This window comes from Thiobacillus thioparus DSM 505 (genome assembly GCF_000373385.1).
In the GTDB taxonomy this organism is placed as follows: domain Bacteria; phylum Pseudomonadota; class Gammaproteobacteria; order Burkholderiales; family Thiobacillaceae; genus Thiobacillus; species Thiobacillus thioparus.
On sequence record NZ_KB891317.1, the window covers coordinates 126744 to 153057 of the forward strand.

Sequence of the window (26314 nt, forward strand, 5' to 3'; positions counted from 1 at the left end):
CCATCCGATGAAGCTCGGCATCGCGCAACTCAACCTTACGGTCGGCGACATCGACGGCAACGCGGCACGGCTGCTGGCCGCGGCGAAGGACGCGCATGCTGCCGGCGCCGATCTGCTGCTCACCCCCGAAATGTCCGTCTGCGGCTATCCGGCCGAAGACCTGGTGTTGCGCCACGATTTCACTGCAGCATGCGAGGCGGCCGTTCGGCAGCTGGCTGCCGATGCACCACCCGACCTCGCGCTGATCGTGGGCTACCCTGAACGCAGCGACGACGGGTTGTTCAATGCTGCGGCGTTGTTGCGCGGTGGCCATGTCGAGCGGGTGTATCGCAAGCACCATCTTCCGAATCATTCCGTATTCGACGAGCGGCGCGTATTCGACAGCGGTGTTGCGGCGTGCGTATTCAGCTGTGGCGGCGTGTCGTTCGGTCTCAACATCTGCGGCGACATCTGGGAGCCGGGGCCGACGACGCGTGCGATGGAAGCCGGCGCCGAATGGCTGCTGGTTCCGAACGCTTCGCCCTATCATCTCAACAAGGAGCGCGAACGGCTTGCCGTGGCGCGCTCGCGCCAGCTTGAAGCCGGCCTGCCGATCGTGTATGCGAACATGGTGGGGGGACAGGATGAACTGGTCTTCGACGGCGCGTCCTTTGTGCTGGATGCCGACGGCAAGGTCGCGGCGCAGTGCCAGGCCTGGCAGGAAGGCCTGTTCTATGTCGACCTTGCGGGCCACCGTTGCAGTGGGCCGCAGCATGCCTTGCCGGACGAGGATGCGGCCGTCTACGATGCACTGGTGCTGGCGGTGCGCGACTATGTGGGCAAGAACGGCTTCAAGGGCGTGCATCTGGGCTTGTCGGGCGGGATCGACTCGGCATTGACGCTGGCGATTGCGGCGGATGCGATCGGTCCCGACCGGGTGCACGCGGTGATGATGCCGTCGGATTACACGGCCGGCATCAGCGTCGAGGATTCGCGCGACATGGTGAAGCGGCTTGGCGTGCGCTATTCCGAAATCGCCATCAAGCCGATATATGAGGCTTTCGTGTCGCAGCTGGCCGGCGAGTTTGCCGGACGGGCAGCCGACACGACAGAAGAGAACCTGCAGGCGCGCGCGCGCGGCACGCTGCTGATGGCGCTGTCCAACAAGTTCGGCACGCTGGTGCTGACCACCGGCAACAAGAGTGAAATGGCGGTCGGCTACGCCACCTTGTACGGCGATATGGCGGGCGGCTTTGCAGTGCTGAAGGATGTGGCGAAGACGCGGGTCTACCGGCTGGCGAATTACCGCAACAGCCTGTCCCAGGTCATTCCTCAACGTATCATCGACCGCCCGCCGTCGGCCGAGTTGCGTCCCGACCAGACCGACCAGGACAGCCTGCCGCCCTACGACGTGCTCGACGCGATTCTGGCCGCCTATGTCGAACGCGATCTGTCGGCACGCGACATCGTCGCGTCGGGATACGATGCCGCCGTCGTGCGCAAGGTCATCCGCATGGTCGATCTCGCCGAATACAAACGCCGCCAGGCCCCGCCCGGTCCGCGCATCACGCCGCGGAACTTTGGAAAAGACCGGCGCTACCCGATTACCTCGAAATACCGACCCGAAGGAGACCTGCCATGAAAAAAATCGAAGCCATCATCAAGCCGTTCAAGCTGGACGAAGTGCGCGAAGCGCTGTCCGAAATCGGCGTGACCGGCCTGACTGTCACGGAAGTCAAGGGCTTCGGCCGCCAAAAGGGCCATACCGAACTGTATCGCGGCGCCGAATATGTAGTGGATTTCCTGCCCAAGGTGAAGCTTGAAGTGGTCGTTGCAGATGGCCTGCTGGAACGCGCGATGGAAGCGATCACCACTGCCGCGCGCACCGGCAAGATCGGCGACGGCAAGATTTTCGTGACGGCAGTTGAGCAGGTGGTGCGTATCCGCACCGGCGAATCGGGCGAGGCGGCGGTCTGATCCCGATCCGAACACGGACCGGGATCAGCCGGACTCAATCCGGATTCCGGCTCACCAGAAGCGGTACCAGGCTTTTTCCTTGACGTTCACGCCCTTGAGATACTTGCTGTGGGGGAAGTTGAGCTTCAGCACCCGCAGCGCATCGTCGCGCGGCCCCGTGAGGTGCAGGTTGTCGTAGGACACGACCATGATGCCCAGCGCCTCTTCCAGCGCGGGAGCCTGAGGATAGTCTGTCAGCACGACCTTGGCACGGTTGGCGGCAGCCACCCAGGCTTTGCGTTTCAGGTAATACCGGGCGACGTGGACCTCATTGCCAGCCAGCGCGTTGACCAGATATTTCATGCGGGCGGTCGAGTCCTCGGCATATTTGCTGTCGGGGAAGCGGGTGACCAATTCCTTGAAGGCCAGGAACGCATCGCGCGCAGCCTTGGGATCGCGTTCGCTCATGTCCTGATCGACCAGGTTACCGAGCAGTCCCAGATCGTCATTAAAATTCGCCAGGCCCTTAAGATAGTAGGCGTAATCGACGTTAGGGTGATTGGGGTGCAGCTTAATGAAACGATCGCATGCGGCTATGGCCGAAATCGGTTCGTTATCCTTGTAGTAAGCGTAACCCACTTCCAGTTGCGCCTGCTGCGCATAGCGTCCGAAGGGGTAGCGCGCTTCCAGCGTCTCGAACAGTTTGACCGCGCGTTCGTAGTTGCCGCTGTTGAGATTATCCTTGGCTTCGGAGTAGAGTTTTTGCGCCGACCAACCCGAGGTTTCGTCCTTGACCTCGGGCAACAGACCGCAGCCGCCCAGGGTGAGCGTGGCAGCGAGCAGCACACAACCCAAAACCCGATTGAATGCGGTGGAACCGGATGAACATTGCTTAAGCATGGGAAAAGACACAGAAAATTTGTCGGACGATTATAAGGGAAATACCGGGGACGGCGTCCGCGAGCTGGTAATCCCCGACGAGCAGGGCGGCCAGCGCCTGGATCAGGCCCTATCGGCCCTGCTGCCGGAATTTTCGCGCAACCGCATCCAGAACTGGATCCGTGCCCGCAAGATCGCGGTGGACGACGCCTGGGCCACAACCAAGATGAAAGTCAGCGGCGGCGAGTCGGTACGGGTCGAGATCGAGCCCGATCCGAACGCCACACCCGATGCGCCCGAGGCGATTCCGCTCGACGTGGTGTTCGAGGACGCCATGCTGATGGTGATCAACAAGCCGGTCGGCCTGGTGGTCCATCCCGGCAGCGGCAACCGTCATGGCACGCTGCTCAATGCCCTCCTGCATCGCGTGCCGCAGGTGGCCGAACTGCCGCGCGCCGGCATCGTGCACCGGCTCGACAAGGACACCTCCGGTCTGCTGGTTGTCGCCAAAACGCTCAGGGCCCATACCGACCTGGTGCGCCAGTTGCAGGCACGCACCGTCAAGCGCGAATACCTGGCCCTGGTCTACGGCGAGGTCGACCATGCAGGCACGGTCGACGCGCCGCTGGCGCGCGATCCGCACAACCGCACCAAGCGCACCGTGCATACCATGGGCAAGGAGGCGGTCACGCACTACGACGTGGTCGAGCGCTTTCCCGGGATCACCCTGCTGCGCTGCAAGCTCGAAACCGGACGCACCCACCAGATCCGCGTACACATGCAGCACATCGGCCATCCGCTGGTGGGCGAATCGGTCTACAGCGCCAGCCGCCGCAGTCATCTCAAGATTCCCTTCCCGCGTCAGGCGCTGCATGCGGAAAGACTGGGCCTGATCCATCCGGTCACCCAGGAATTCATGCAGTGGGAATGCCCGCTGCCACCCGACTTCGCCTCGCTCCTGGCGGCGCTGCGGGCAAACACCGACTGGGTCAAGTGAACCTGATCGTCCCCGAATGGCCCGCGCCCGCGCAGGTCAAGAGTCTCCTGACCACCCGCGCTGGCGGCGTGAGCCGGGCTCCCTGGGCCAGCTTCAATCTCGGCGACCACGTCGGCGACGATCCGGATCACGTCGCCGCCAACCGTGCGCACCTTCGCCAGCACCTGCCTGCGGAGCCGGGTTGGCTCAGGCAGGTGCACAGCGTACGGGTGGTCGAGCTTGGACGCGAGACGAACCCCGAAGCCGATGCGGCGTTCACGCGCGAACCCGGGCAGGTCTGCGCGGTGCTGACTGCGGACTGCCTGCCGGTGCTGTTCTGCGACCGCGCCGGCAGCGTCGTGGCTGCCGCCCATGCCGGCTGGCGTGGCCTGGCTGGAGGCGTGCTGGAATCCACGATCGCTGCGATGCGGGCGGCACCTGGAGACATTCTGGCCTGGATGGGGCCCGCCATCGGTCCGCACGCATTCGAGGTGGGCGATGACGTGCGCGAGATCTTCGTGGCGTCGCATCCCGAAACCGTTGCCGCCTTCGCGCCGCATGCGCCAGGCAAATGGCTGGCCGACATCTACCGGCTGGCGCGCATCCGACTCCAGCACGTTGGCGTGCAGGATGTCTATGGAGGAGGGCGCTGCACCTTCGCCGAAGCGGACCGCTTTTATTCCTATCGCCGCGATGGCGTGACCGGGCGCATGGCCTCGCTGATCTGGCGGGGCTGAACGCAAACGCCCTGGCTGGCCGGCGCCGTCCTGCGCTACGATGGAAAAAATGTCCGGCTAGGGAAGCCCATGGGGAAAAATAGATTAGAAGCCTTCAGCGATGGCGTACTGGCCATCATCATCACCATCATGGTGCTGGAGCTGAAGGTGCCGCATGGCGAGCAACTGGATGTCCTGCTGCCGCTGCTACCGGCCTTTCTCAGCTATGTGCTGAGCTTCGTCTACATCGGCATCTACTGGAACAACCACCACCACATGCTGCATGCCGCGACCAAGGTCAGCGGACCCATGCTGTGGGCGAACCTGCATCTGTTGTTCTGGCTGTCGCTGTTTCCGTTTGTCACGGGCTGGATGGGCGAGAACCACTTTGCGGCCGTCCCCACGGCGCTGTATGGTCTGGTGCTGCTGATGGCGGCGATCGCCTACTGGCTGCTGGAGCAGACGATCATCGCATCCGAAGGCGCAGGTTCTGTGCTCAAGCGCGCCGTGGGGCGGGACTGGAAGGGCAAGCTGTCCCCCGTTCTCTATGGGATCGCCATCGTCGCCACCTTCGGCCTCCCCTGGGTTGCGCAGGCGATTTATGTATTCGTCGCGATCCTCTGGCTGGTGCCCGATCCCCGTATCGAACGGGCGCTGCATCGAGGGGAATCCTGAACCGCTAAGCGTGCCCGGCCATGCAGCCGGGCACCATTCCTTCGATCGATTTGTAATAAAATACTTAAAAATCTTAATAGATCAAATTTGAGTCATGGCAGACCCCTACGACGATTTGCAGCAGAGCTACGGACGCTGCCTACGCGGGAAGAATTTCATCGAGCGTTTCTACGAGATCTTTCTGGCCAGCCACCCGGACATCGCGCCGATGTTTGCCGCGACCGACTTCCAGAAGCAGCGTATGGCCCTGCGCCGGGGCATCAGCGCGGCGATCTCGCATGCGGCCGGCAGTTCGCTGACCAAGCGCACGATCGATCAAATGGCCAACACGCATTCCCGCGCAGGCCATGCGCCGGTGCCGCCCGAGCTTTACCGTTATTGGGTGGACAGTCTGGTCCAGGCCGTCAGCGAAATGGATCCCGGGGCGACCCCCCAGTTGATCGCACGCTGGCGTCAGGGCATGGGTGCCGTGGTCGGTACGTTCATCGCGCAATACTGAATCGCATGGCGCCATCCTGTCCGGCGCTCCGGTTCATGTGGTTACCCTACTCGGGCATTCCCTGGAAATCCTCGCGCACGCGCAGGTAGCGTGGAAAGCGCGGCACGCCGCGTTTCGTCAGGTGCTGGTAGCGATAGGTGATGCGCGTGCCGACGGGCGGCGGCTGACGGTGCAATGAATCGGAGAGGCCGCTGCCGAGGCGGAAGCGTCTGCCGTCCGGCATTTCCATCAGCAGCGCGCCGGTCAGGCCCTGGTATTTTCCCTTGCCAGGGATGTATCCGACGATGACGGCCTCGGCGTCCAGCCAGGGTTTCAGCTTCAGCAGCGCGTCGCTGCGTCCGGTGAGATAGGGCGCGTCGGCGCGATGCAGCATCAGGCCTTCGCCGCCCGTCCGTACCACGGTATCGAGTTGCTTCATCAACGCGGCGCGGTCGGCCACGCGCGTCTGTTCGACGGCCTGCAGCCAGGGCACGCCGGCCTGCGCGACGAGCGTCCGTATCTGCCGGGCGCGCGCGCTGAAGTCGCCGACTGCGCCAGGTAATTCGAAAACCAGATAGCGCACCTGCCGCCATTCGGCGTCCACCGGTTCGATCCTGCGCACTATGCCCGAGAGCACGTCGAAGCGCCCGCGACCGATCCAGAGTTCGCCATCCAGCGGTGTCGCCGGGAAGCCGGCCGTGAACCATGCCGGCGCCGGTACGCGGCCGCCGCCGCGAAAGCGCAGTGCCTCGCCGTCCCACTGGGCGCGCACGCCGTCGTATTTCTCGCTTACCCAGTATTGCGTGACATCGACGTCGGCGGCGTAAACCTCGGCCAGCAGCATCGCCGGAGCGGGGTCGCTCCAGGCCGGCGTCGAGACCGGCAGCCATAGCGCCAGCCACAGCGCGGACAGGATGCGGCTCAGTCCAGCCACTTCTGCATGAACTGCGCGTGGCCCATGGCCGGATCGAGCCGGTAGTCGTCGAAGCCCAGCTTTTCGTAGAGTCCGCGTGCGGCGAGGTTGCCGGAGAGCACTTCCAGCGTCAGCTTGCATGCGCCGCGTTCACGCGCGATGGCTTCCGTCTCGGCGAATAGCCGTGCGGCGATGCCGCGGCCGCGATGGCCGGGCAGCACGACGACATCGTGCACGTTGACCAGCGGCCGGCAGGCGAAGGTGGAAAAGCCTTCGATGGCGTTGACGAGGCCGACCGGAGTATCGCAGTCGAAGGCCAGCACGCTGAAGATGAAGGGCCGCGCGGCAAGTTCGTCGACCAAGTTGGCGCGGGCGAAGTCGCCCAGCGGTTCGCCGCCGCCCGCCTGGTCGCGCGCGTAGACGTCCAGCAGGCCGACCAGCGCGGTGGCATGCGTCGGATCGTCGTAGCGGACGCGCACGATGTGGATTGAAGACGGCGCCATCACAGGGTATCGATGCGCATCGACAGATCCACCGCGCGGATATGCTTGGTCAGGCTGCCGACGGAAATGCGGTCGACCCCGGTTTCGGCCACTGCGCGCACGGTGTCCAGCGTGATGTTGCCGGAGGCTTCGAGCAAGGCGCGGCCGTGGACGAGCCCAACCGCGCGGCGCATGTCGTCGAGGCTGAAATTGTCGAGCAGGATCAGCGATGCGCCGGCTGCCAGCGCCTGTTCGAGTTCGTCCAGGCTTTCCACCTCGATCTGGACGCTGACCTTACCTGCGGCCAGCTCGAATGCGGCATCGAGCACCTGCGCGATGCCGCCCGCCGCCGCAATGTGGTTTTCCTTGATCAGGATGCCGTCGTATAGCCCAACGCGCTGGTTCTGCCCGCCCCCCACCCGCACCGCGTATTTCTCGGCCATGCGCAAGCCGGGCAGGGTTTTGCGGGTGTCGAGGATGGCGGCATGGGTGCCGCGCACGGCCTCGACGTAGGGTCGTGTCGCGGTGGCCACCGCCGACAGGGTCTGCAGGAAGTTCAGCGCCGGGCGCTCGGCAGTGAGCAGCGCGCGCGCATTGCCGCTGAGTTCGGCCAGTACGCTGCCGGCCGCGACCGGTGCGCCTTCGTTGACCCGCCAGTCGATGACGCAGCCAAGGTCGAGCGCCCGGAAGCAGGCGTCGAACCAGGGCCGGCCGGCGATCACGGCGGGCTCGCGGGTGATGACGCGGGCACGGGCGGTCTGCGTCGCCGGGATGAGCAGGGCGGTGAGATCGCCACTGCCGACATCTTCGGCCAGCGCGCGGTTCACATCGGTTTCGACGGCGGAAGCGAGCAAATCGGACATGACTGGTCTTTAATTAAGACATGACGGGTTGAAATGGGCGGAAACGCCTCTATTTGGTTGCCATTGAATATAACCCAGCACGAGGTTACTTATGCGTTTCGACAAGCTCACCACCCAGTTCCAACAGGCGTTTTCCGACGCGCAAAGCCTGGCCGTCGGCGGCGATCATGCCTATATCGAGCCACAGCACCTGCTATTGGCTCTGCTGAACCAGGAGGGCGCCGGCGCGGCGTCGATCCTGTCGCGTGCCGGCGTGCAGGTGCCCGCGCTGAAGGCCTCGCTGACCCAGGCGCTGGATCGCATGCACAAGGTTGAAGGCCAGGGCGGCGAGGTGAGCATCTCGCGCGAGCTCAACAACCTGCTGAACCTGACCGACAAGGAGGCGATGAAGCGCAACGATGCCTTCATCGCCTCCGAGCTGTTTTTGCTGGCAGCGCTGGACGACAAGGGCGAGACCGGCCGGCTGCTGAAGCAGCACGGCGCCCAGAAGGGCGCGCTGGAACAGGCCATCCAGGCCGTGCGCGGCGGCGAGAACGTGCAGTCGCAGGAAGCTGAGGGCCAGCGCGAGGCGCTGACCAAGTACACGCTCGACCTTACCCAGCGTGCCCGCGACGGCAAGCTCGACCCGGTGATCGGACGCGACGACGAAATCCGCCGGTCGATCCAGATCCTGCAGCGCCGCACCAAGAACAACCCGGTGCTGATCGGCGAGCCCGGCGTCGGCAAGACCGCCATCGTCGAAGGATTGGCACAGCGGATCGTGAATGATGAAGTGCCGGAAACGCTCAAGGGCAAGAAGGTGCTGGTGCTCGACCTCGCCGCCTTGCTGGCCGGCGCGAAATACCGTGGTGAATTCGAAGAACGCCTGAAAGCGGTGTTGAAAGAGCTGGCAATGGATCCGGGCCGCTACATCGTCTTCCTCGACGAACTGCACACCCTGGTTGGCGCCGGCAAGGCCGAAGGCGCGATCGACGCCGGCAACATGCTGAAGCCGGCCCTGGCGCGTGGCGAACTGCATCTGATCGGCGCGACCACGCTCGACGAATACCGCAAGTACATCGAAAAGGACGCCGCGCTTGAGCGCCGCTTCCAGAAGGTTCTGGTCGACGAACCCAGCGTCGAATCGACCATCGCCATCCTGCGCGGTCTGCAGGAACGCTACGAACTGCACCACGGCGTCGACATCACCGACCCGGCGATCGTCGCTGCGGCCGAATTGAGCCATCGTTACATCACAGACCGCTTCCTGCCCGACAAGGCGATCGACCTGATCGACGAGGCTGCTGCGCGCATCAAGATGGAAATCGACTCCAAGCCGGAAGTGATGGACAAGCTCGACCGACGCATCATCCAGCTGAAGATCGAGCGCGAGGCGGTGAAGCGGGAAACCGACGAGGCGTCGAAAAAACGCCTGGCCCTGCTGGAAGACGAGATCGAAAAACTCGGTCGCGAATACGCCGACCTCGAGGAAGTATGGAAATCCGAGAAGGCCCAGGTGCAGGGCAGCGCGCACATCAAGGAAGAGATCGACAAGCTGCGCGGCGAGATGGTCGAGCTGCAACGCCAGGGCAAGCTCGACAAGGTTGCCGAGATCCAGTACGGCAAGCTGCCGCAGCTGGAAGCGCAGTTGAAACAGGCGGAGGTGGCCGGTGAAGGCAAGCCAGCATTCAAGCTCCTGCGCACTGAAGTTGGCGCCGAGGAAATCGCCGAGGTCGTGTCGCGGGCGACTGGAATACCGGTGTCCAAGATGCTGCAGGGCGAGCGCGACAAGCTGCTGCACATGGAAGACAAGCTGCACAGTCGCGTGGTGGGGCAGGACGAGGCCGTGCGCGTCGTCTCCGACGCCATCCGCCGTTCGCGCGCCGGCTTGAGTGATCCCAACCGGCCGCTCGGTTCCTTCCTGTTCCTCGGCCCCACCGGCGTCGGCAAGACCGAGCTGTGCAAGACGCTGGCCGAATACCTGTTCGACTCCGCCGACCACATGATCCGCATCGACATGAGCGAATTCATGGAGAAGCATTCGGTCGCACGCCTCATCGGCGCGCCGCCCGGCTACGTCGGTTACGAGGAGGGCGGCTATCTGACCGAGGCGGTGCGCCGCAAGCCCTATTCTGTCATCCTGATGGACGAGGTGGAAAAGGCGCATCCGGACGTCTTCAACGTGCTGCTGCAGGTGCTCGACGACGGCCGCCTGACCGATGGCCAGGGCCGCACCGTCGATTTCCGCAATACCGTGATCGTGATGACCTCCAACCTCGGCTCGCAGATGATCCAGCAGATGACGGGCGACGACTACCAGGTGGTGAAGCTCGCCGTGCTGGGTGAAGTGAAGTCCTACTTCCGCCCCGAGTTCATCAACCGCATCGACGAGGTTGTCGTCTTCCACGCGCTGTCCGAATCGCACATCGCCAGCATCGCGCGCATCCAGCTGCAGGGTCTGGAACAGCGTCTGGCGCAGATGGAGATGAAGCTCGACGTCAGCGACGCGGCGCTGGCCGAAATCGCCAAGGCCGGCTTCGACCCGGTCTACGGCGCACGGCCGCTGAAGCGAGCGATCCAGAGCGAACTCGAAAACGCGCTGGCGAAGGAAATCCTGGCCGGGCACTTCGGTCCCAAGGACACCATTCGGGTGGATGCGCAGGGCGGGGTGTTCAGTTTCGAGAAGGCGGCCGTTGCTCAAGCAGCCTGACCGTTTGACTGACGGGAAAAGAGGGCGGATTCCGCCCTCTTTTTTTTGAGGTAATGTGCCAGAGGCTGTCGAAATCGAGCCGACTCGTTCGTCGACCCTATATGCCACCCTGGCATATCACGCATTCACCTTGAAAGGAGAACGGCCCATGGCGCCACATACTGTCCAGCTTCACCGTGTGCTTCGAACGACGCCCGAAAAAATCTACCGGGCATTCCTCGACGCGGACGCGCGGGCCAAATGGCTTCCACCGAACGGATTTACCGCAAAGGTCCACCACCTGGAGGCGAAAGTGGGCGGCACCTACAAGATGTCGTTCACGAATTTCACCACCGGGCATAGCCACCATTTTGGCGGTACCTATCTCGAACTCGTGCCGAATGCGCGCATTTGCTATTCGGATAGATTCGACGACCCCAATCTGGCGGGCGAGATGCGGACGACGGTCAGCCTGAAGCCAGTATCCTGCGGGACCGAACTGAACATCGTGCAGGAAGGCATCCCCGGCGCCATTCCCGTCGAGTCCTGCTATCTCGGCTGGCAGGAATCGCTTGTCCATCTGGCGAACCTCGTCGAGCCGGACATCCCGGATTAGCCCGGCGGCCGACACGGCCTGGCAGCCCGGGCTGCCGAAATACACGTCAGAATGGAGCGGCACACTCGTGCAGCCGGGCTGCAGGGTTCCCGCCACGCGCCGCACCCCCTAGAATGGCCTGACCTCTTTCCGTCAGGATCGTCTTGCCCGCTCGTTTTCTGAAAGTCTTGCTGCTGCTTGCCGCGCTGTGCGCGACGCCGGCGCACGCATTGACCGTGGAGGTGAATGCGCCCGATGCGCTGAAGGCGCTGCTGATGCAGCACCTCGAAACGGCCCGGGCGGCACGGTCGGGCGAGAAGCTGGATGCTGACGAGGTCGCGCGGCTGCGGCGGCAGAGCGATCAGACGGCGCGCGACCTGCTGGCGACCGAAGGCTATTTCTCGCCCCAGGTGGAGAGCGCGGTGGAACAAGTGGGCGACGACTGGCGGGTGGATTACCGGATCGAGCCAGGCGCGCGCACCACGGTTCGCAATGTGACGTTGGTTTTTGACGGCGCCCTGAAAACTCGTGCCGATGCGGCCGGCCTGCGGGGGCGTATCGAGCGCAGCTTTTCGCTGAAGCAGGGCATGCCGTTTCGCCAGGCGGACTGGGACGCGGCCAAACTCGCCGTGCTGCGGCCCTTGTTGGCGAGCCGGTATCCGGCGGCACAACTTGTGGCAAGCGAGGCGCGCATCGATCCCGCCGCGCAGGCGGCCGACCTGACGCTGACGATCGACAGCGGACCGGCATTTTTCTATGGCGAGCCGGTGATCAGCGGTGCCCGGCGCTATCCCGAATCGATCATCCGCAATCTCAGTCCCGTCAAGCCTGGGAAACCGTTTCGCCAACAGGACCTGCTCGACTACCAGATGGCGCTGGAAACGAGCGGCTATTACACACACGCCACGGTCCGCGTCGAGCCCGATCCCGCGCTGGCGGCGGCGGCGCCGATCCGGGTCGAGGTGGTGGAGCGGCCGGAAAAACGGTTCAGCGTGGGTGCCGGGATGAGCACGGATACCGGCGCACGGGTGCAGATGGGGTGGCTGGCGCGCGACGTCGCCGATCGCGGGCTGCGTCTCAAGCTCGATGCGCGCATCGAAACCACACAACAGTCCGGTACGGTGGAACTTGCCTGGCCACGCACCTCTGCCGGCTACGAGAACAGCCTCGGCACACAGGTCAAGCACGAGGACATCAAGGGTCAGAAGACCCGTTCCGCCCTGGCGGTGGCCAAGCGCAGCCGCACGCGCGGACAGATCGAGACCACGGTCTCATTGCAGTACCAGACCGAACAGCAGAGCATCGGCGACGTGGTCAATGAGCGCAACCAGGCGCTGACCGCCAACTATGCGTGGACCCAGCGCACGGTGGGGCGCGCGTTCTATCCGCGCCAGGGGCATGTGCTGACGCTGCAGGGTGGCGGGGCTGCCGCCGCCCTGCTGTCGGACACCAATTTCATTCGCCTCTACGGCCGCCACACCCAGTATTTCCAGGCCGGCGCCAACGGCCGGCTGGTCCTGCGCGGCGAGCTCGGCAGCGTGCTGGCGGATACGCGCGACGGCATTCCCACCGATTTCCTGTTCCGGGCCGGCGGCGACAATTCGGTGCGCGGCTACGCCTACCAGAGCCTGGGGCGCACGCTTGCCGGCGGCGTGGCGTCGGTGCGCTACCTTGCCACCGGAAGCGTCGAGTACAACTATTTCTTCAACCGCGACTGGGGTATGGCGCTGTTCGTCGATGCGGGCGACGCAGCCGATACGCCGCGCCAACTGTCGCCGGTGTTCGGCTACGGCTTCGGTGCGCGCTACCGCTCGCCGGTGGGGCCGGTGAATCTCGATCTGGCGTATGGCGAAGCCACCCGTCAATTCCGCCTGCATTTTTCGCTCGGGGTGTCGTTTTGAGGCGCGTGCTTGGGGGACTGGCCGCGCTGCTGGCAACGCTGGTCATGCTGGTCGTCGTGGCGATCGGAATGGCGACGACGGACACGGGATTCCGCTGGCTGGGCGATGCGGCCGTTTTCCTGAGCGGCGGGCGGCTGGCTGTCGAGGGTGTGGACGGACATGTCGGCGTTCCCATCAGAATCGAGAAATTCATTTTCACGTCGGATACGAAGCGCGTCACGCTCGAACAGATCCGGCTGGAGTGGCAGCCGCGCGCGCTGCTGCAGCGACGGCTCGACATCGGCCTGCTGGCGGCGCAAACCGTACGGGTCGAGATCCTGAAGCCGGACCCGACGCCGCCAACGCTGCCCGCCAGCCTGCGCCTGCCGGTCGACATGCACGTGGCCGCCTGGGATGTGGCGCATCTTGTTGTCGTCGATGCCGGAAGCACGCTCGACTTCAAAAACCTGCACGGACGCATCGACGACGACGGCGACCGCTATCGATTCACCGGCATGACGGCCACTACCCCCTGGGCGGATGTCGGCGGCCGGTTCGAACTCGACAAGGACGCGCCGTTCAAGCTGCAGGGGCGATTCGACGCCGCGCGCCGCGACCCCATCCCGATCGGCGCCACGCTCGACGTGCAGGGGCGGTTGGCAGCCATCGTCTTCCGCTTCGATGCCCAGGCCAAAAACATGACCATGATGGCCAGCGGCGGAGCCGCGCCCTTCGCGCGCGCGCGTTTGCCCAGGCTGCTGGTGGCCGGGGAGGGTATCGACCCGCGTCTGTTCGCAGCGGGCGCGCCAGCCGCCGACCTGGCGTTTTCCGGCGTGTTCGAAGGCCAGCCGGGCGAGCGCCTGCTGGGCAGCTTCAGCCTCAGCAACCGGCTGGCGGGGCGGCTCGACCAGGACCGTCTGCCGCTCGCCAATCTCACCGGTGCGGTGGTGGGTGACAGCGCGTGGGCCGATTTCAGTGCGTTGGCGCTCGATCTGGGCGTCGCCGGACAATTGAACGGGAGCGGACAATGGCGCAACGGCCGCCTGAGCGTGAACCTGGACGGTCCCCGCCTCAATCTCGCCGGGCTGCATCGCCAGCTGGTTGCCACGCGACTCAAGACAAGCCTGCGGCTGGACGGCGACGCGACGCGCCAGACGCTCAGGGCCGATGTCGGCGAAAGCTGGGGGCAGGGTCGTTTCACGTTGACGCATGCCGACGCGGTACTGCGTCTGGAGTCGGCGAGTTTTGCCGGACAGGCGGGGCGCCTGACCGCAGAGGGCGCACTACATCTCGACGCCACGCGTGCCTTCAGCGCTGCATTCGATGCCACACAAATCAATCCCGCACGTTTCGGCAAGTTTCCGCGCGGACGGCTCAACGCGCGCGGCCAGGCCAGCGGCGCCTTGTTGCCCACGCCACGCGTGCAGGCACAGTTCAGCCTGCCGCCGGGCGATCTCGAAGGCCGTCCGGTGAGCGGACAGGGACGGCTGCGTTACGAGAACCGGCATCTCGTCGACGCCGACATCGATCTGGATCTGGCCGGCAACCGGGCAAAGCTGAAAGGCGCGTATGGCCGGGCGGGCGACCGGCTCGTCTGGGACGTCGATGCGCCGGCGCTGGCGCGCCTGAACCTGGGGTTGGCCGGGCGGTTGACCAGCCGCGGCAGCGCAAGCGGCGATCCTGCCCGCTTGGAAGTCGACGCGCAGCTCGCCGCCAGCGGTCTGCACCTGCCCGGCGGCATCGCCGCCGAGTCCCTGGATCTGCGCATGAACATGCAGGCCGCCGACAGCGGCATATTCAACGGGCAGCTCGACGCGAGCGGAGTGCAACTGGCGGGGCAGCATCTGGACACCCTTCGGGCCATCCTGCAAGGGCGCCGCAATGCCCACACACTGACGCTCGATGCCCGCTTGCCGGCATGGCGGCTGACCGCGAACCTGGCAGGCGGTCTGGATGCGAACCAGGTGTGGCACGGACAATTGAACCAGGCCGAGGTACAGGGCGACTGGCCTACGAAGCTGGTGGCCCCCGCCCATCTGCTGCTGTCGAGCGAACGGCAGCAGGTGAACGATCTGGCGCTGACCGTGGCAGGTGGCCGGCTGACGGTCGAACGCTTCGACCGCCAGGGTGCGCATCTGGCCAGCCGCGGCACGCTTGCCAATCTGCCGCTGGCACCCGCGCTCGTGCTGTTGGAGACGGCGCCACCTTTCACCACCGACCTGCGCGTGAACGGCGGCTGGGACCTGCGTGCGGGCGAGTCGCTCGATGGCCGGCTGCAGTTGCGCCGTCAGTCCGGCGATGTGCGGCTGACCGATCCGGCGCTGGCCATGGGGTTGACCGCCCTCACGCTCGACGTCGATGCGGTCGGCAGCCAGGCCCATGTCCGGTTCGCCGCCGACACGCACGAAGCGGGACAGTTGCGCCTGGATGGCCGGGGCATGCTGATCCGAACGGATGCCGCATTCACCCTGTCGCGCAGTGCGCCGCTGACGTGGAACGCCCAGTTCGACGTGCCGGACCTGCGCCTGTTGAAGCCGTTCATTCCGATCGGCATCCGCGCCGATGCCCGCGTCAATGCGCAGTTGAGCGGCAGCGGCAGCCTGGCGGCGCCGCGCATCGACGGCCGGGTTGCCGCCGACGCCGTCCGCTTTTCCATGCCCGAGCAGGGCGTGGCGATCACCGACGGGACGCTCAAGCTCCAGTTGGCGGACGATCGGGTCCGGGTGCAGGAAGGCGTACTGAAAGGCACCGGCGGCCGCATCGTGGTGAGCGGCGATGCCCAGCTGAGAAACCCGCAGGCCGGGCTCACGCTCACGTTCGAGAAATTTGCGGCGACCAACCGCAGCGATCGCCGCGTGACCGTGTCCGGCACGACCCGGCTCAACCTCGACCAGAAACGCCTGCAGCTCACCGGCGAGCTCACGGCCGACCGGGCCCGCCTGGAAATACCCGAGGCGAGCCGTCCCGAATTGTCGAGCGATGTCGTCGTCGTCGGCCGGCCGCCACGCGAGAAACCGGTGACGCAGCGTTTTCCGCTGGCGCTCGATCTGACGCTCAAGCTGGGCGACGATTTCCTATTCAAGGGCGCCGGACTCGACGCGCGGCTGGGCGGCCAGCTGCGCGTGTTCACCGTGAATCAGACCCTGCGCGGCGAGGGGACGATCCAGGTGGAGAAAGGGCGCTACGCCGCCTATGCGCAGACGCTGGACATTGAGCGCGGCGTCCTGCGTTTTGCCGGACCCATCGACAATCCCGGGCTCGACGTGCTGGCAGTACGCAAGACGGCGGACGTGAAAGTGGGCGTACAGGTCGGCGGCACGGTGCAGCGCCCGCTGGTGACGCTCTATTCCGATCCGGCCATGGCCGACACCGAGAAGCTCGCCTGGCTGGTGCTGGGACATGGTCTGGAAAGCAGCGGCCAGCAGGAGTTCGTATTGCTGCAGGTGGCGGCAGGCGCCTTGCTGAGCCAGGCCGAGTCCGTGAACCTGCAGGCGAAGATGGCGGAAACCCTGGGCATCGACAGCTTCGACGTGCGTGCGGGCAGCAGCGAATCCCTGACCAGCACCGTGGTCAGCGTCGGCAAGCGTTTGTCCTCGCGCGCGACGCTGAGTTACGAGCAGAGCCTCGACGGCCTGAGCCAGGTGGTCAAGGTGCTCTACCAGTTGTCCACGCATGTGCGGTTCGAAGCGCAGGCAGGGCAACCCAGCAGCTTTGATGCGTTCTACACCCGGGAATACGACTGAACAGATCAAATCCCGATGGTAGAATCGGGCGCATGTTAGAAGTCCGCATCGCTGCCATGAGTATTTCGTTCCGTTTGCCTGCCCTATCCGGAGGCTGCCGCTGATGCGTATCCTGCTATCCAACGACGACGGTTACTTCGCCCCCGGCCTGGCCGCGCTGGCGCAGGCGCTCTCACCGCTCGCCGACATCACCGTGGTGGCGCCCGAGCGCGACCGCAGCGGCGCCTCCAATTCGCTTACGCTCGACCGGCCATTGATGCTGCGCCAGGCGCCGACCGGTTTTTATTACGTCAACGGCACGCCCACCGATTGCGTTCATCTGGCCGTCACCGGCATGCTGGACCATATGCCCGACATGGTGATTTCCGGCATCAACCACGGCGCCAACATGGGCGACGACACGATTTATTCCGGCACGGTCGCGGCCGCTACCGAAGGCTATCTACTGGGCATCCCGTCGATTGCGGTCTCGCTCGCCAGCCACAATGCTCGCCACTTCGACACCGCCGCGCGCGTGGTCGCCGACCTGGTGCAACGTATCCAGACGCGGCCGCCGGCCGAACCGATGCTGCTCAATGTCAACGTGCCGGACTGTGCCACCGCCGACCTGAACGGCGTCTCTGTGACCCGGCTGGGCAAGCGCCACAAGGCAGAGTCGGTGGTGAAGACGACCAATCCGCGCGGTCAGACCGTGTACTGGGTAGGCGCCGCCGGCGCGGCGCAGGATGCAGGCGAAGGCACCGATTTCCATGCCGTCGCCAATGATCAGGTTTCGATCACTCCGCTGCAAATGGACCTCACCCGTTTCAGCCAGATGGACAGCGTGAACGCATGGCTGAAACCCTGAACCCACGTGCCGGCATTGGCATGACCTCGGCGCGCACGCGCGGTCGCATGGTCGAACGCCTGCGCGAGCAGGGCATCAAGGACGAAATGGTGCTGGCGGCGATGGGCAGCGTGCCGCGCCACCTGTATGTCGACCAGGCGCTGGAATCGCGTGCCTACGAAGACACCGCGCTGCCGATCGGTTTCGGGCAGACGATTTCCAATCCCTACAGCGTGGCACGCATGGCCGAACTGGCGCGCCATGGCGAGAACGGCCACGGCCACGAACTGGGCCGCGTGCTCGAAATCGGGCTGGGTTGCGGCTATCAGGCGGCGGTGCTGTCCAAGCTGGCGCGCGAGGTGGTGTCGATGGAACGCATCGCGGCGCTGGTCGGCAAGACCCGGGTGCGTTTGCGGGAATTGCGGGTCAACAACGTCAAACCCAAGCACGGCGACGGCATGACGGGCGCCCGGGATTTTGCGCCGTTCGACGCGATCGTGATCGCAGCCGCATTTGCGGAGGTGCCGCACGTCCTGCTGGAGCAACTGGCCGACGGCGGGCGCCTGGTGATGCCGCTCGGCAATGCCACGCAGACGTTGTGTGTGATGGAACGCCAGGGCGAGTCGTTCACCGAACGCATGCTCGAAGGTGTGAAGTTCGTTCCCCTGCTGCCGGGAGTGGCGTAATGAACGGGGCTGCAGGACGCCGTGCCGTTTGGCTGGGCATGCTGCTGCTTGGACTGGCGGGTTGCACGTCAACCGGGATGGCGCCGGTGGATGAGCGGTCGCCGACGCACCGCACCGCGAAACCCGAGAGCGCGCGACCGGCCACGTCGCAGATCGCGCCGTCCACCAATGGCCTGCATACCGTGCAGCGCGGCGACACGCTGTATGCCATCGCCTTTGCCAACGGCCTCGACTATCGCGAGATCGCCATCTGGAACCAGCTTGAATCCGCCGACCGCATCCTGGTGGGCCAGGTGTTGCGGCTCACGCCGCCAGCCGGCGCGGTCGAGATCAAACCGCTCGACGACGAACCCGCGCCGAACGCCCGGCCGCTGACCGATCCGCCCGTGCTGCGCGAACCCCAGGCGCAATTGCTGACCTACTCCGCCGCCAACTGGGCCCAGGTATCGGGGGCCCGTCCGGCCACGCCGCCCGCGCCCACTGCGGCTAGCCCGACACCGGTAGCCCCTGTCCCGGCAGCCGCGCCGTCGCCTGCGCCGGCGACATCCGCCGCCACATCGCTCGACACCTGGCTGTGGCCGGTGGACGGCACGCTGATCGGCCGCTTCGGTGCGGCGGGCGGCAAAGGGATCGACATCGCCGGCGCGCGCAATACGCCGGTGAGAGCCGTGGCGGGCGGCAAGGTGGTATACAGTGGCAGCGGGCTGCGCGGTTATGGACGCCTGCTCATCGTCAAGCACGCCGGCGAATTCCTCTCGGCCTATGCGCACAACGAAACCATACTGGTGAAGGAGGGTGATATGGTGACGGCCGGGCAGAAGATCGCCCTGATGGGCGACAGCGATGCCGACCGGGTCAAACTGCATTTTGAAATCCGCCGTTATGGCAAACCGCTCGATCCCTTGACCTATTTGCCGGAGCGCTCATGAGCCGCGAACCCAGCGACGAATCCGATGAACTGACCCCCGAGCAATCTGAAGCCGACATGGAGCCGCAGACCGCCGCGGATACCAATGAGGAATTGGCATCCGCCATCCTTGATGAACCGCAGGTCGACGTCACCCAGCTGTACCTCAACGAAATCGGGCTGGCGCCGCTGCTGACCGCCGCGGAAGAAGTCGCCCTGGCGCGGCGCACCGTGCAAGGGGATTTCGAGGCGCGGCAGACCATGATCGAACGCAACCTGCGCCTGGTGGTGAACATCGCCAAGCATTATTCCAACCGCGGGCTGACGCTGCTCGACCTGGTGGAAGAAGGTAATCTCGGACTCATCCATGCGCTGGAGAAATTCGACCCCGAGCGCGGCTTCCGCTTCTCGACCTATGCCACCTGGTGGATCCGCCAGAACATCGAGCGCGCGATCATGAACCAGTCGCGCACCATTCGCCTGCCGGTGCATATCATCAAGGAACTCAACATCTATCTGCGGGCGAAGCGCCATCTGGAAACACATGGCGTCACCGATGCCAGCGCAGACGATATTGCCGCGTTGACCGGGCACCTGGTCGAGGACGTCCGCCGCATCATGCAGTTGAACGAACGGGTCGCCTCGCTCGATGCGCCGCTCGACGTCGACCCCACGCTGTCGCTGGGCGAGGCGATTGCCGACGACAATGCACACCTGCCGGACGAGATGCTGCAGCTCGAGGAAATCGAGCACCACGTCCACGAATGGCTGACCCAACTCAACGACAAGCAGCGCTGGGTGATCGAGCGCCGTTTCGGACTGAACAACTGCGAGGCCTGCACGCTGGAAGACCTGGCGCTCGAACTGCAGGTCACCCGCGAGCGCGTGCGGCAGATCCAGATGGAATCCCTGCGCGTGCTGAGGCAGCTGCTGCGGCGACGCGGCGTATCCAAGGACGAACTGTTCTGACCCGGACCGGCGTGTCCTTGCCATGATCGACTGGGCGCAGATCGACACCGTCTTCCTCGACATGGACGGCACGCTGCTTGACCTCCATTTCGACAACCATTTCTGGCTCGAGCACATGCCGCGGCGCTATGCCGAATACCATGGCCTTGCGCCGGAAACGGCACGCGCGCATCTCAACGCGCATTACGCGCGCCACGCCGGCACCCTCAACTGGTATTGCCTGGATTTCTGGAGCAGCGAACTCGCGCTCGACATCGTGCAGCTGAAAGAGGAAGTCGCGCACCTGATCGCGGTTCGCCCCGACGTGCCCGCATTCCTGCGAGCGGTGCGCGCAGCGGGCCGCAGGATGGTGATGGTGACCAATGCCCATCCCAAGAGCCTCGGCCTGAAAATGCGCGAGACCCGCATCGACACCTATTTCGATGCCTTGCTCTCGTCGCACCAGGTCGGCCTGCCCAAGGAGCATCCTGATTTCTGGCAAGGTTTGCAGGCGATCGAACCGTTCGACAAGACGCGCACCCTGTTCGTCGACGACAGCCTGCCGGTATTGGAGAGCGCCCAGGCCTACGGCATCGCGCACCTGTTGGCAGTGTGCAATCCGGATTCGCGGCAGCCGCACAAGGATTGCGGGGCGTTTCAGGCGATTACGAGTTTTGAGCAGGTGATGCCGGATGGGTGAGCCGCGGCCGCGAAGCATCGCCAATGGGAGAGCCCACGTGGGGCTGCTGACCGTTGGCCGGGGGTAGCCCGGCGGCTAGTCACTTTCTTTTGTCTCGCCAAAAGAAAGTAACCCAAGAAAAGGCGACCCCGCCAGCCCCGAATTCCCGAAAACTGAACCTGCCGGGTGGGCGGCAAAGAACTCGCCTCGCTTTTGTCGTGTTAATTAATTTGTGAGCGAGGCTCAGACACCTTTGCCGCTGATCCACCCGGCAGGCTCAGTTTTCGGCGGGTCTGGAGGGGAAAAAAGTCAAAACAAGGTCAGCGATGACTGGAGGTCTGCTAATTCAGGTTATGAGGTGATACATGATTGACGATCTCGTTGAACTTGCTGGCCTTGCAGCTACGGACATAGCCATCGACAGGGCAGCAAAAAAGAGACGGTGGGTGCGAGTTGCAAGGGCTGTGGCGGGGTTACTGTTCCTGGCTTTGATCGTCAGCGTGATCTACGTTACGGTGAAATACTCGTAAACCTCCAGCTAGGTTTTGTAACAAAAGCGCGCAACCATTCAGTCCGTTGCCGACCTGATTTTGACCTTCTTCCCCTTACAGACCCGCCGAAGACCAAGCGCGTCGGGTGGATCAGCGGCAAAGGTGTTTGAGCCCCGCCCACAAAAAACAAATTAAAAACATCAAAGGCGGGGCGAGTTCTTTGCCGCCCACCCGACGCGCTTGATCTTCGGGAATTCGGGACTGTCGGGGTCGCCTTCTTTTGGTTACTTTTCTTGGCGAGACAAGAAAAGTGACTAGCCGCCGGGCTACCCCCGGCCAACGGTCAGTCGCTAAGTAAGAACCTAACTACTCAGCGTGCTTCCTGCCTCGCAATGACCGGCTCAGTTCCCAGCCGCAGGCTCGATCAGCACCGCCGCCCCCACGCTCCGCCCCTCCGTCACTAGAATGTTGTAGGTGCGGCACAAGGCCCCGATATCCATCACCTCCAGCCCGATGCGCGCGTCCATCAGCGCACGCGTCAACGAAGGGTGGGGAAAGCGCAGCCGTGTGCCGGTGCCCAGCAAGAGGATGTCGAGCTCGCGTTGTGCGACCCATTCGAAATGCGCGGCGGTCAGGGCGTCGAAACCGAGGCCGGCCCAGGGGGCGATCTCGATACCGCGGGCAGTCAGCAGCAGGCTGGCGTCATGGCGATGGCCGTTGATGAGGACGTGGTCTTCGCCATAGCCGGTGAACAACAACTGGCCGGCATCGGTGTTGAGATGCAGTTTCATGCTGAAACCTTAGCAGATTCCGGCCGGGCGGTAAGCCGTCGCGTGCCCGTTCATGCGCCGTGGCGCCCGGTTTTGTTTGCCGGGGGAGGGCGCCTCCGGTAAAATCGGGCGTTTCCCAAGGTGTTGTTTTGCCTTGATTTTACGCAGGTTGACCAGGAAGACCGCCGTGACGGCTGACAACAGACCACGCTTACGCACCATCCACAAATCGTCCAAGCTCGACAATGTCTGCTACGACATCCGTGGCCCCGTGATGGCGCGCGCACGGCAGATGGAGGAAGAGGGGCAGCGCATCATCAAGCTGAACATTGGCAATCCTGCGCCCTTCAACTTCGAGGCGCCCGAGGAAATCGTCCAGGACGTGATCCTCAACCTGCCGAACGCGTCGGGCTACAGCGACTCCAAGGGTCTGTTCTCGGCGCGCAAGGCGATCATGCACGAGACTCAGCGCAAGGGCATCGCCGGAGTGACGATCGACGATATCTTCGTTGGCAACGGCGTCTCCGAGCTGATCGTGATGTCGATGCAGGCACTGCTGAACAACGGCGACGAAGTGCTGGTGCCGGCGCCGGACTATCCGCTGTGGACGGCGGCAGTAAGCCTGGGCGGCGGCAAGCCGCGTCACTACTTGTGCGATGAAGGGGCCGGCTGGCTGCCCGACCTGGACGACATCCGCGCCAAGATCACGTCCAGCACGCGGGCGATCGTCATCATCAACCCGAACAATCCGACCGGCGCGCTGTACTCGACCGAACTGCTGCTGGAAATCCTGGAGATCGCGCGTCAGCACCAGCTGATCGTCTACGCCGACGAAATCTACGACAAGGTGCTGTACGACGGCGTGGTGCACACCTCGATCGCTTCGCTGGCCGACGACGTGCTGGTCGTCACCTTCAACGGCCTGTCGAAAAACTATCGCTCTTGCGGTTACCGTTCGGGCTGGCTGATCGTGTCGGGCGACAAGCGCCATGCCAAGGATTATCTGGAAGGCCTCAACATGCTGGCGTCGATGCGTCTGTGCTCCAATGTGCCGGGACAGTATGCGATCCAGACTGCACTGGGCGGCTACCAGAGTATCAACGACCTGGTCGCGCCGAGCGGCCGGCTGGCGCGCCAGCGCGATCTTGCGCATGAGTTGCTGACCTTGATTCCCGGCGTGACCTGCGTCAAGCCGAAGGCAGCGATGTATTTGTTTCCGCGGCTTGACCCCAAGCTGTATCACATTCACGACGACCAGAAATTCATCCTCAACCTGCTGGAAGAGGAGCGCGTCCTGGTGGTGCAGGGCACCGGCTTCAACTGGCCGCAACCGGACCACATCCGCGTGGTGTTCCTGCCCCACGAGGAAGACCTGACCGAGGCGATTTCGCGCATGAGCCGGTTCCTCGACCGCCAGCGTGCGCATCGCTGATTTTTATTTGAACGAGATTACGAGATGAAACCCATCAACGTTGGCCTGCTGGGCCTGGGAACGGTCGGGGGCGGCACGCTCACCGTGCTGCGCCGCAATGCCGAAGAAATCACCCGCCGCGCCGGACGCGAAATCCGCGTACTGCGCGCGGCGGTGCGCAACCTCGACAAGGCGAAGGCACTGGCCGGCGACCTGTCGCTGACGACCAACCCGTTCGACGTGGTCGACGACCCCGACATCGACATCGTGGTCGAGCTGATCGGCGGCCTGGAGCCAGCGCGCGAACTGGTGATGCGGGCGATCGCCAACGGCAAGCACGTGGTCACGGCCAACAAGCATCTGGTCGCCAAGTTCGGCAACGAAATCTTCGCAGCGGCGCAGGCCAAGGGCGTAATGGTCGCGTTCGAGGCGGCGGTGGCGGGCGGCATCCCCATCATCAAGGCGCTGCGCGAAGGGCTCACCGCCAACCGCATCGAGTGGCTGGCCGGCATCATCAACGGCACCAGCAACTTTATCCTGACCGAGATGCGCGACAAGGGCGCCGCCTTCGAGGATGTGCTGAAGGAGGCGCAGCGCCTGGGCTATGCAGAGGCCGATCCGACCTTCGACATTGAGGGCATCGACGCCGCGCACAAGCTCACCATCCTGTCGGCGATTGCCTTCGGCATCCCGATGCAGTTCGACCGTGCCTACACCGAAGGCATCTCGAAGCTTACGCGCGAGGACGTGCAGTACGCCGAAGAGCTGGGCTACCGCATCAAGCTCTTGGGCATCGCGCGTCGCGCCGAAAACGGCATCGAACTGCGCGTGCATCCGACGCTGATCCCCGAGCGCCGCCTGATCGCCAATGTCGACGGCGCGATGAACGCCGTACTGGTGAAAGGCGACGCCGTCGGCCCGACGCTCTACTACGGCGCCGGCGCCGGCGCCGAGCCGACCGCGTCCGCCGTGGTGGCCGACCTCGTTGACGTCACCCGCCTGCACACCGCCGACCCGCACCACCGCGTGCCGCACCTGGCGTTCCAGCCGGACCAGCTGGCCGACACCCCGATCCTGCCGATGGACGAGGTGCGCACTGCGTATTACCTGCGCCTGCGCGCATTCGATCGCCCCGGCGTGCTGGCCGACATCACCCGTATCCTGGCCGACAGCAACATCTCCATCGACGCCATGGTGCAGAAGGAACCCGCCGAAGGCGAGGAACAGGTCAACATCATCCTGCTGACCCACATCACGGTGGAAAAGAACATCAACGCGGCGATCGCGAAAATCGAGGCGCTCGATACGGTGGCGGGCAAGGTGATGCGCATCCGCCTCGAAGAACTGGCGGCCAAATGAACTACCTCAGTACGCGCGGGCTGGCACCGCAACTCCGCTTCTCCGAGATCCTGCTCGGCGGGCTGGCCAGCGACGGCGGTCTTTACGTGCCGGAAGCCTACCCGCATTTCAGCGAGGCCGAACTCGCGGCGATGCGCGGCATGAACTACCGTGAGCTGGCCTTCACCGTGCTGTCGCGCCTGATCGACGACATTCCGCACGACGACCTGCGCAGGCTGATCGACAAGACCTACACCGCTGACGTCTACCGCTATACCAACCCGGGCGAGAACGCCGAAGACATCACCCCGCTGAAGACGCTGGAGCCCGGCCTGCACGTGCTGGCGCTGTCGAACGGCCCGACGCTGGCGTTCAAGGACATGGCGATGCAGCTCTTGGGCAACCTGTTCGAATATGTGCTGGCGAAGACCGGCGGCGAACTGAACATCCTTGGCGCCACCTCGGGCGACACTGGTTCCGCCGCCGAATACGCGATGCGCGGCAAGCGCGGCATCCGCGTCTTCATGCTGTCGCCCGAGCACGGCATGACGCGCTTCCAGCAGGCGCAGATGTATGCCCTGCAGGACGCCAACATCCACAATCTGGTGATCCGCGGCGTATTCGACCAGTGCCAGGACATCGTCAAGGCGGTGTCGAATGACCTCGATTTCAAGACGAAGCACCACATCGGCGCGGTCAATTCGATCAACTGGGCACGCGTCGCGGCGCAGAGCGTGTACTACTTCAAGGCCTATTTTGCGGCAACCCACGACAACGGCCAGCAGGTCTCGTTCTCGGTGCCGTCGGGCAACTTCGGCAACGTCTGCGCCGGCCACATCGCGCGCCGGATGGGCCTGCCGATCGACAAGCTGATCGTCGCCACCAACGAAAACGACGTGCTCGACGAGTTCTTCAAGACCGGCGTCTACCGTCCGCGTCCAGAAACGAAACACACCTCCAGCCCGTCGATGGACATCTCCAAGGCGTCCAACTTCGAGCGCTTCGTGTTCGATCTCGCCGGGCGCGATGCCGCCAAGGTCCGCAGCCTGTGGGCCGCCGTGGAATCCGGCGGCAACTTTGACTTAAATGCTGATGGTCTGTTCGACCGCGTCGCCGATTTCGGCATGGTCTCCGGTTCGAGCAGCCACGCCAACCGCATCGACACCATCCGCACCGTGTACGAGGTGTACGGCACGATGATCGACCCGCACACCGCCGACGGCCTGAAAGTGGGCCTGGAGCACCGCCAGCCGGGCGTGCCGCTGATCTGCATGGAGACCGCGCAACCGGCCAAGTTCGAGGATGCGATCCGCGAAGCGCTCGGCGTCGAGCCGGTGCGCCCGGCCGAACTCGCCAACCTCGAAGCGCAGCCGCAGAAAAAGCACGTCATGGATGCCGACGTCCATGCGGTCAAGCAGTTCATCGTCGACCACGCGGGCTGACCGGCGCGCCGGG

General features: G+C 64.5%; 24 protein-coding genes. 19 read left to right on the forward strand and 5 right to left on the reverse strand.

Features of this window, described 5'->3' with window-relative positions:
* The first annotated feature begins 7 nt into the window (after positions 1-7).
* A complete protein-coding gene (locus tag B058_RS0106330) occupies positions 8-1621 on the forward strand; it encodes an NAD+ synthase (protein WP_018507637.1) in 1614 nt (537 codons plus the stop codon).
* Entirely contained in the window at positions 1618-1956 is a 339-nt protein-coding gene (locus B058_RS0106335) for a P-II family nitrogen regulator (protein WP_018507638.1), read from the forward strand. Before B058_RS0106330 ends, B058_RS0106335 begins: the two co-directional genes overlap by 4 nt.
* A 51-nt stretch (positions 1957-2007) precedes the next feature.
* Here B058_RS0106335 and B058_RS0106340 read toward each other — a convergent pair whose 3' ends face one another.
* Complete coding sequence (locus tag B058_RS0106340) at positions 2008-2835, reverse strand: outer membrane protein assembly factor BamD (RefSeq protein ID WP_081616744.1); 828 nt, start codon at positions 2833-2835, stop codon at positions 2008-2010.
* On the opposite strand from B058_RS0106340, the gene rluD reads away from it, so the two are divergent.
* The 4 genes from rluD to B058_RS0106360 all read left to right on the forward strand — a co-directional run bounded on the left by rluD (position 2834) and on the right by B058_RS0106360 (position 5680).
* Entirely contained in the window at positions 2834-3811 is a 978-nt protein-coding gene (gene rluD, locus B058_RS0106345; RefSeq protein WP_018507640.1) for a 23S rRNA pseudouridine(1911/1915/1917) synthase RluD, read from the forward strand. The genes B058_RS0106340 and rluD overlap by 2 nt on opposite strands.
* On the forward strand, positions 3808-4527 hold the full coding sequence (pgeF, locus tag B058_RS0106350; protein WP_018507641.1) for a peptidoglycan editing factor PgeF: 720 nt from the start codon (positions 3808-3810) through the stop codon (positions 4525-4527). Before rluD ends, pgeF begins: the two co-directional genes overlap by 4 nt.
* Positions 4528-4596: 69 nt before the next feature.
* Positions 4597-5181 (forward strand): TMEM175 family protein, encoded by a 585-nt coding sequence (locus B058_RS0106355; RefSeq protein ID WP_018507642.1) that lies wholly within the window; start codon positions 4597-4599, stop codon positions 5179-5181.
* 94 nt (positions 5182-5275) lie between these two features.
* Positions 5276-5680 (forward strand): globin, encoded by a 405-nt coding sequence (locus B058_RS0106360; RefSeq protein ID WP_018507643.1) that lies wholly within the window; start codon positions 5276-5278, stop codon positions 5678-5680.
* A gap of 46 nt (positions 5681-5726) precedes the next feature.
* On the opposite strand, the gene B058_RS0106365 is transcribed toward B058_RS0106360, so the two are convergent.
* Genes B058_RS0106365 through nadC form a run of 3 tightly spaced genes read right to left on the reverse strand, consistent with a single transcriptional unit; the run spans position 5727 to position 7917 of the window.
* Positions 5727-6593 carry a DNA ligase gene (locus B058_RS0106365; RefSeq protein WP_018507644.1) on the reverse strand — a complete coding sequence of 289 codons (867 nt, stop codon included), beginning with the start codon at positions 6591-6593 and terminating at the stop codon, positions 5727-5729.
* Positions 6581-7075 carry a GNAT family N-acetyltransferase gene (locus B058_RS0106370; protein WP_018507645.1) on the reverse strand — a complete coding sequence of 165 codons (495 nt, stop codon included), beginning with the start codon at positions 7073-7075 and terminating at the stop codon, positions 6581-6583. Before B058_RS0106370 ends, B058_RS0106365 begins: the two co-directional genes overlap by 13 nt.
* Positions 7075-7917 (reverse strand): carboxylating nicotinate-nucleotide diphosphorylase, encoded by an 843-nt coding sequence (gene nadC, locus B058_RS0106375; RefSeq protein ID WP_018507646.1) that lies wholly within the window; start codon positions 7915-7917, stop codon positions 7075-7077. Before nadC ends, B058_RS0106370 begins: the two co-directional genes overlap by 1 nt.
* A gap of 91 nt (positions 7918-8008) precedes the next feature.
* Between nadC and clpB the strand changes: the two genes are divergently transcribed.
* The 10 genes from clpB (at position 8009) to B058_RS17820 (ending at position 21379) form a co-directional block, all read left to right on the forward strand.
* On the forward strand, positions 8009-10606 hold the full coding sequence (clpB, locus tag B058_RS0106380; protein ID WP_018507647.1) for an ATP-dependent chaperone ClpB: 2598 nt from the start codon (positions 8009-8011) through the stop codon (positions 10604-10606).
* A 148-nt stretch (positions 10607-10754) separates the two neighbouring features.
* Positions 10755-11201, forward strand: a complete 447-nt coding sequence (locus B058_RS0106385; protein ID WP_018507648.1) for an SRPBCC family protein — start codon at positions 10755-10757, stop codon at positions 11199-11201.
* Positions 11202-11344: 143 nt separating this feature from the next.
* The gene (locus B058_RS0106390; protein WP_026240703.1) at positions 11345-13081 is read left to right on the forward strand and encodes an autotransporter assembly complex protein TamA; all 1737 of its coding nucleotides are present in this window, start codon (positions 11345-11347) and stop codon (positions 13079-13081) included.
* A gap of 5 nt (positions 13082-13086) precedes the next feature.
* Positions 13087-16803 carry a translocation/assembly module TamB domain-containing protein gene (locus tag B058_RS0106395; RefSeq protein ID WP_018507650.1) on the forward strand — a complete coding sequence of 1239 codons (3717 nt, stop codon included), beginning with the start codon at positions 13087-13089 and terminating at the stop codon, positions 16801-16803.
* A gap of 103 nt (positions 16804-16906) precedes the next feature.
* The gene (surE, locus tag B058_RS0106400) at positions 16907-17650 is read left to right on the forward strand and encodes a 5'/3'-nucleotidase SurE (protein WP_018507651.1); all 744 of its coding nucleotides are present in this window, start codon (positions 16907-16909) and stop codon (positions 17648-17650) included.
* Entirely contained in the window at positions 17635-18315 is a 681-nt protein-coding gene (locus B058_RS0106405) for a protein-L-isoaspartate(D-aspartate) O-methyltransferase (RefSeq protein ID WP_018507652.1), read from the forward strand. The genes surE and B058_RS0106405 overlap by 16 nt, the downstream gene beginning before the upstream one ends.
* On the forward strand, positions 18315-19244 hold the full coding sequence (locus B058_RS0106410) for a peptidoglycan DD-metalloendopeptidase family protein (RefSeq protein WP_018507653.1): 930 nt from the start codon (positions 18315-18317) through the stop codon (positions 19242-19244). The genes B058_RS0106405 and B058_RS0106410 overlap by 1 nt, the downstream gene beginning before the upstream one ends.
* A complete protein-coding gene (gene rpoS, locus B058_RS0106415; RefSeq protein ID WP_018507654.1) occupies positions 19241-20191 on the forward strand; it encodes an RNA polymerase sigma factor RpoS in 951 nt (316 codons plus the stop codon). The genes B058_RS0106410 and rpoS overlap by 4 nt, the downstream gene beginning before the upstream one ends.
* A gap of 22 nt (positions 20192-20213) precedes the next feature.
* Positions 20214-20870: a GMP/IMP nucleotidase gene (gene yrfG / locus B058_RS0106420; protein ID WP_018507655.1), complete on the forward strand. Its 657-nt coding sequence runs from the start codon at positions 20214-20216 to the stop codon at positions 20868-20870.
* A 344-nt stretch (positions 20871-21214) separates the two neighbouring features.
* The gene (locus B058_RS17820; protein ID WP_018507656.1) at positions 21215-21379 is read left to right on the forward strand and encodes a hypothetical protein; all 165 of its coding nucleotides are present in this window, start codon (positions 21215-21217) and stop codon (positions 21377-21379) included.
* A 362-nt stretch (positions 21380-21741) separates the two neighbouring features.
* Here B058_RS17820 and B058_RS0106430 read toward each other — a convergent pair whose 3' ends face one another.
* Positions 21742-22131, reverse strand: coding sequence for an Mth938-like domain-containing protein (locus B058_RS0106430; RefSeq protein WP_018507657.1), 390 nt, complete (start codon positions 22129-22131; stop codon positions 21742-21744).
* A gap of 166 nt (positions 22132-22297) precedes the next feature.
* Between B058_RS0106430 and B058_RS0106435 the strand changes: the two genes are divergently transcribed.
* From B058_RS0106435 to thrC, 3 genes are read left to right on the forward strand one after another with little or no spacing between them, the layout of a single operon-like run.
* A complete protein-coding gene (locus B058_RS0106435; RefSeq protein ID WP_018507658.1) occupies positions 22298-23542 on the forward strand; it encodes a pyridoxal phosphate-dependent aminotransferase in 1245 nt (414 codons plus the stop codon).
* Between the two features lie 24 nt (positions 23543-23566).
* Positions 23567-24880, forward strand: a complete 1314-nt coding sequence (locus B058_RS0106440) for a homoserine dehydrogenase (RefSeq protein WP_018507659.1) — start codon at positions 23567-23569, stop codon at positions 24878-24880.
* Positions 24877-26301: a threonine synthase gene (gene thrC, locus B058_RS0106445; protein WP_018507660.1), complete on the forward strand. Its 1425-nt coding sequence runs from the start codon at positions 24877-24879 to the stop codon at positions 26299-26301. The genes B058_RS0106440 and thrC overlap by 4 nt, the downstream gene beginning before the upstream one ends.
* The last annotated feature ends 13 nt before the right edge of the window (positions 26302-26314 follow it).

Coding starts and splice junctions, on each gene's coding strand:
- B058_RS0106330 (WP_018507637.1), top strand. CDS start 8: ATGAAGCTCGGCATCGCGCAACTCAACCTTACGGTCGGCGACATCGAC.
- B058_RS0106335 (WP_018507638.1), top strand. CDS start 1,618: ATGAAAAAAATCGAAGCCATCATCAAGCCGTTCAAGCTGGACGAAGTG.
- rluD (WP_018507640.1), top strand. CDS start 2,834: ATGGGAAAAGACACAGAAAATTTGTCGGACGATTATAAGGGAAATACC.
- B058_RS0106340 (WP_081616744.1), bottom strand. CDS start 2,835: ATGCTTAAGCAATGTTCATCCGGTTCCACCGCATTCAATCGGGTTTTG.
- B058_RS0106355 (WP_018507642.1), top strand. CDS start 4,597: ATGGGGAAAAATAGATTAGAAGCCTTCAGCGATGGCGTACTGGCCATC.
- B058_RS0106360 (WP_018507643.1), top strand. CDS start 5,276: ATGGCAGACCCCTACGACGATTTGCAGCAGAGCTACGGACGCTGCCTA.
- B058_RS0106370 (WP_018507645.1), bottom strand. CDS start 7,075: ATGGCGCCGTCTTCAATCCACATCGTGCGCGTCCGCTACGACGATCCG.
- nadC (WP_018507646.1), bottom strand. CDS start 7,917: ATGTCCGATTTGCTCGCTTCCGCCGTCGAAACCGATGTGAACCGCGCG.
- clpB (WP_018507647.1), top strand. CDS start 8,009: ATGCGTTTCGACAAGCTCACCACCCAGTTCCAACAGGCGTTTTCCGAC.
- B058_RS0106385 (WP_018507648.1), top strand. CDS start 10,755: ATGGCGCCACATACTGTCCAGCTTCACCGTGTGCTTCGAACGACGCCC.
- surE (WP_018507651.1), top strand. CDS start 16,907: ATGCGTATCCTGCTATCCAACGACGACGGTTACTTCGCCCCCGGCCTG.
- B058_RS0106405 (WP_018507652.1), top strand. CDS start 17,635: ATGGCTGAAACCCTGAACCCACGTGCCGGCATTGGCATGACCTCGGCG.
- B058_RS0106410 (WP_018507653.1), top strand. CDS start 18,315: ATGAACGGGGCTGCAGGACGCCGTGCCGTTTGGCTGGGCATGCTGCTG.
- rpoS (WP_018507654.1), top strand. CDS start 19,241: ATGAGCCGCGAACCCAGCGACGAATCCGATGAACTGACCCCCGAGCAA.
- yrfG (WP_018507655.1), top strand. CDS start 20,214: ATGATCGACTGGGCGCAGATCGACACCGTCTTCCTCGACATGGACGGC.
- B058_RS17820 (WP_018507656.1), top strand. CDS start 21,215: ATGATTGACGATCTCGTTGAACTTGCTGGCCTTGCAGCTACGGACATA.
- B058_RS0106430 (WP_018507657.1), bottom strand. CDS start 22,131: ATGAAACTGCATCTCAACACCGATGCCGGCCAGTTGTTGTTCACCGGC.
- B058_RS0106440 (WP_018507659.1), top strand. CDS start 23,567: ATGAAACCCATCAACGTTGGCCTGCTGGGCCTGGGAACGGTCGGGGGC.
- thrC (WP_018507660.1), top strand. CDS start 24,877: ATGAACTACCTCAGTACGCGCGGGCTGGCACCGCAACTCCGCTTCTCC.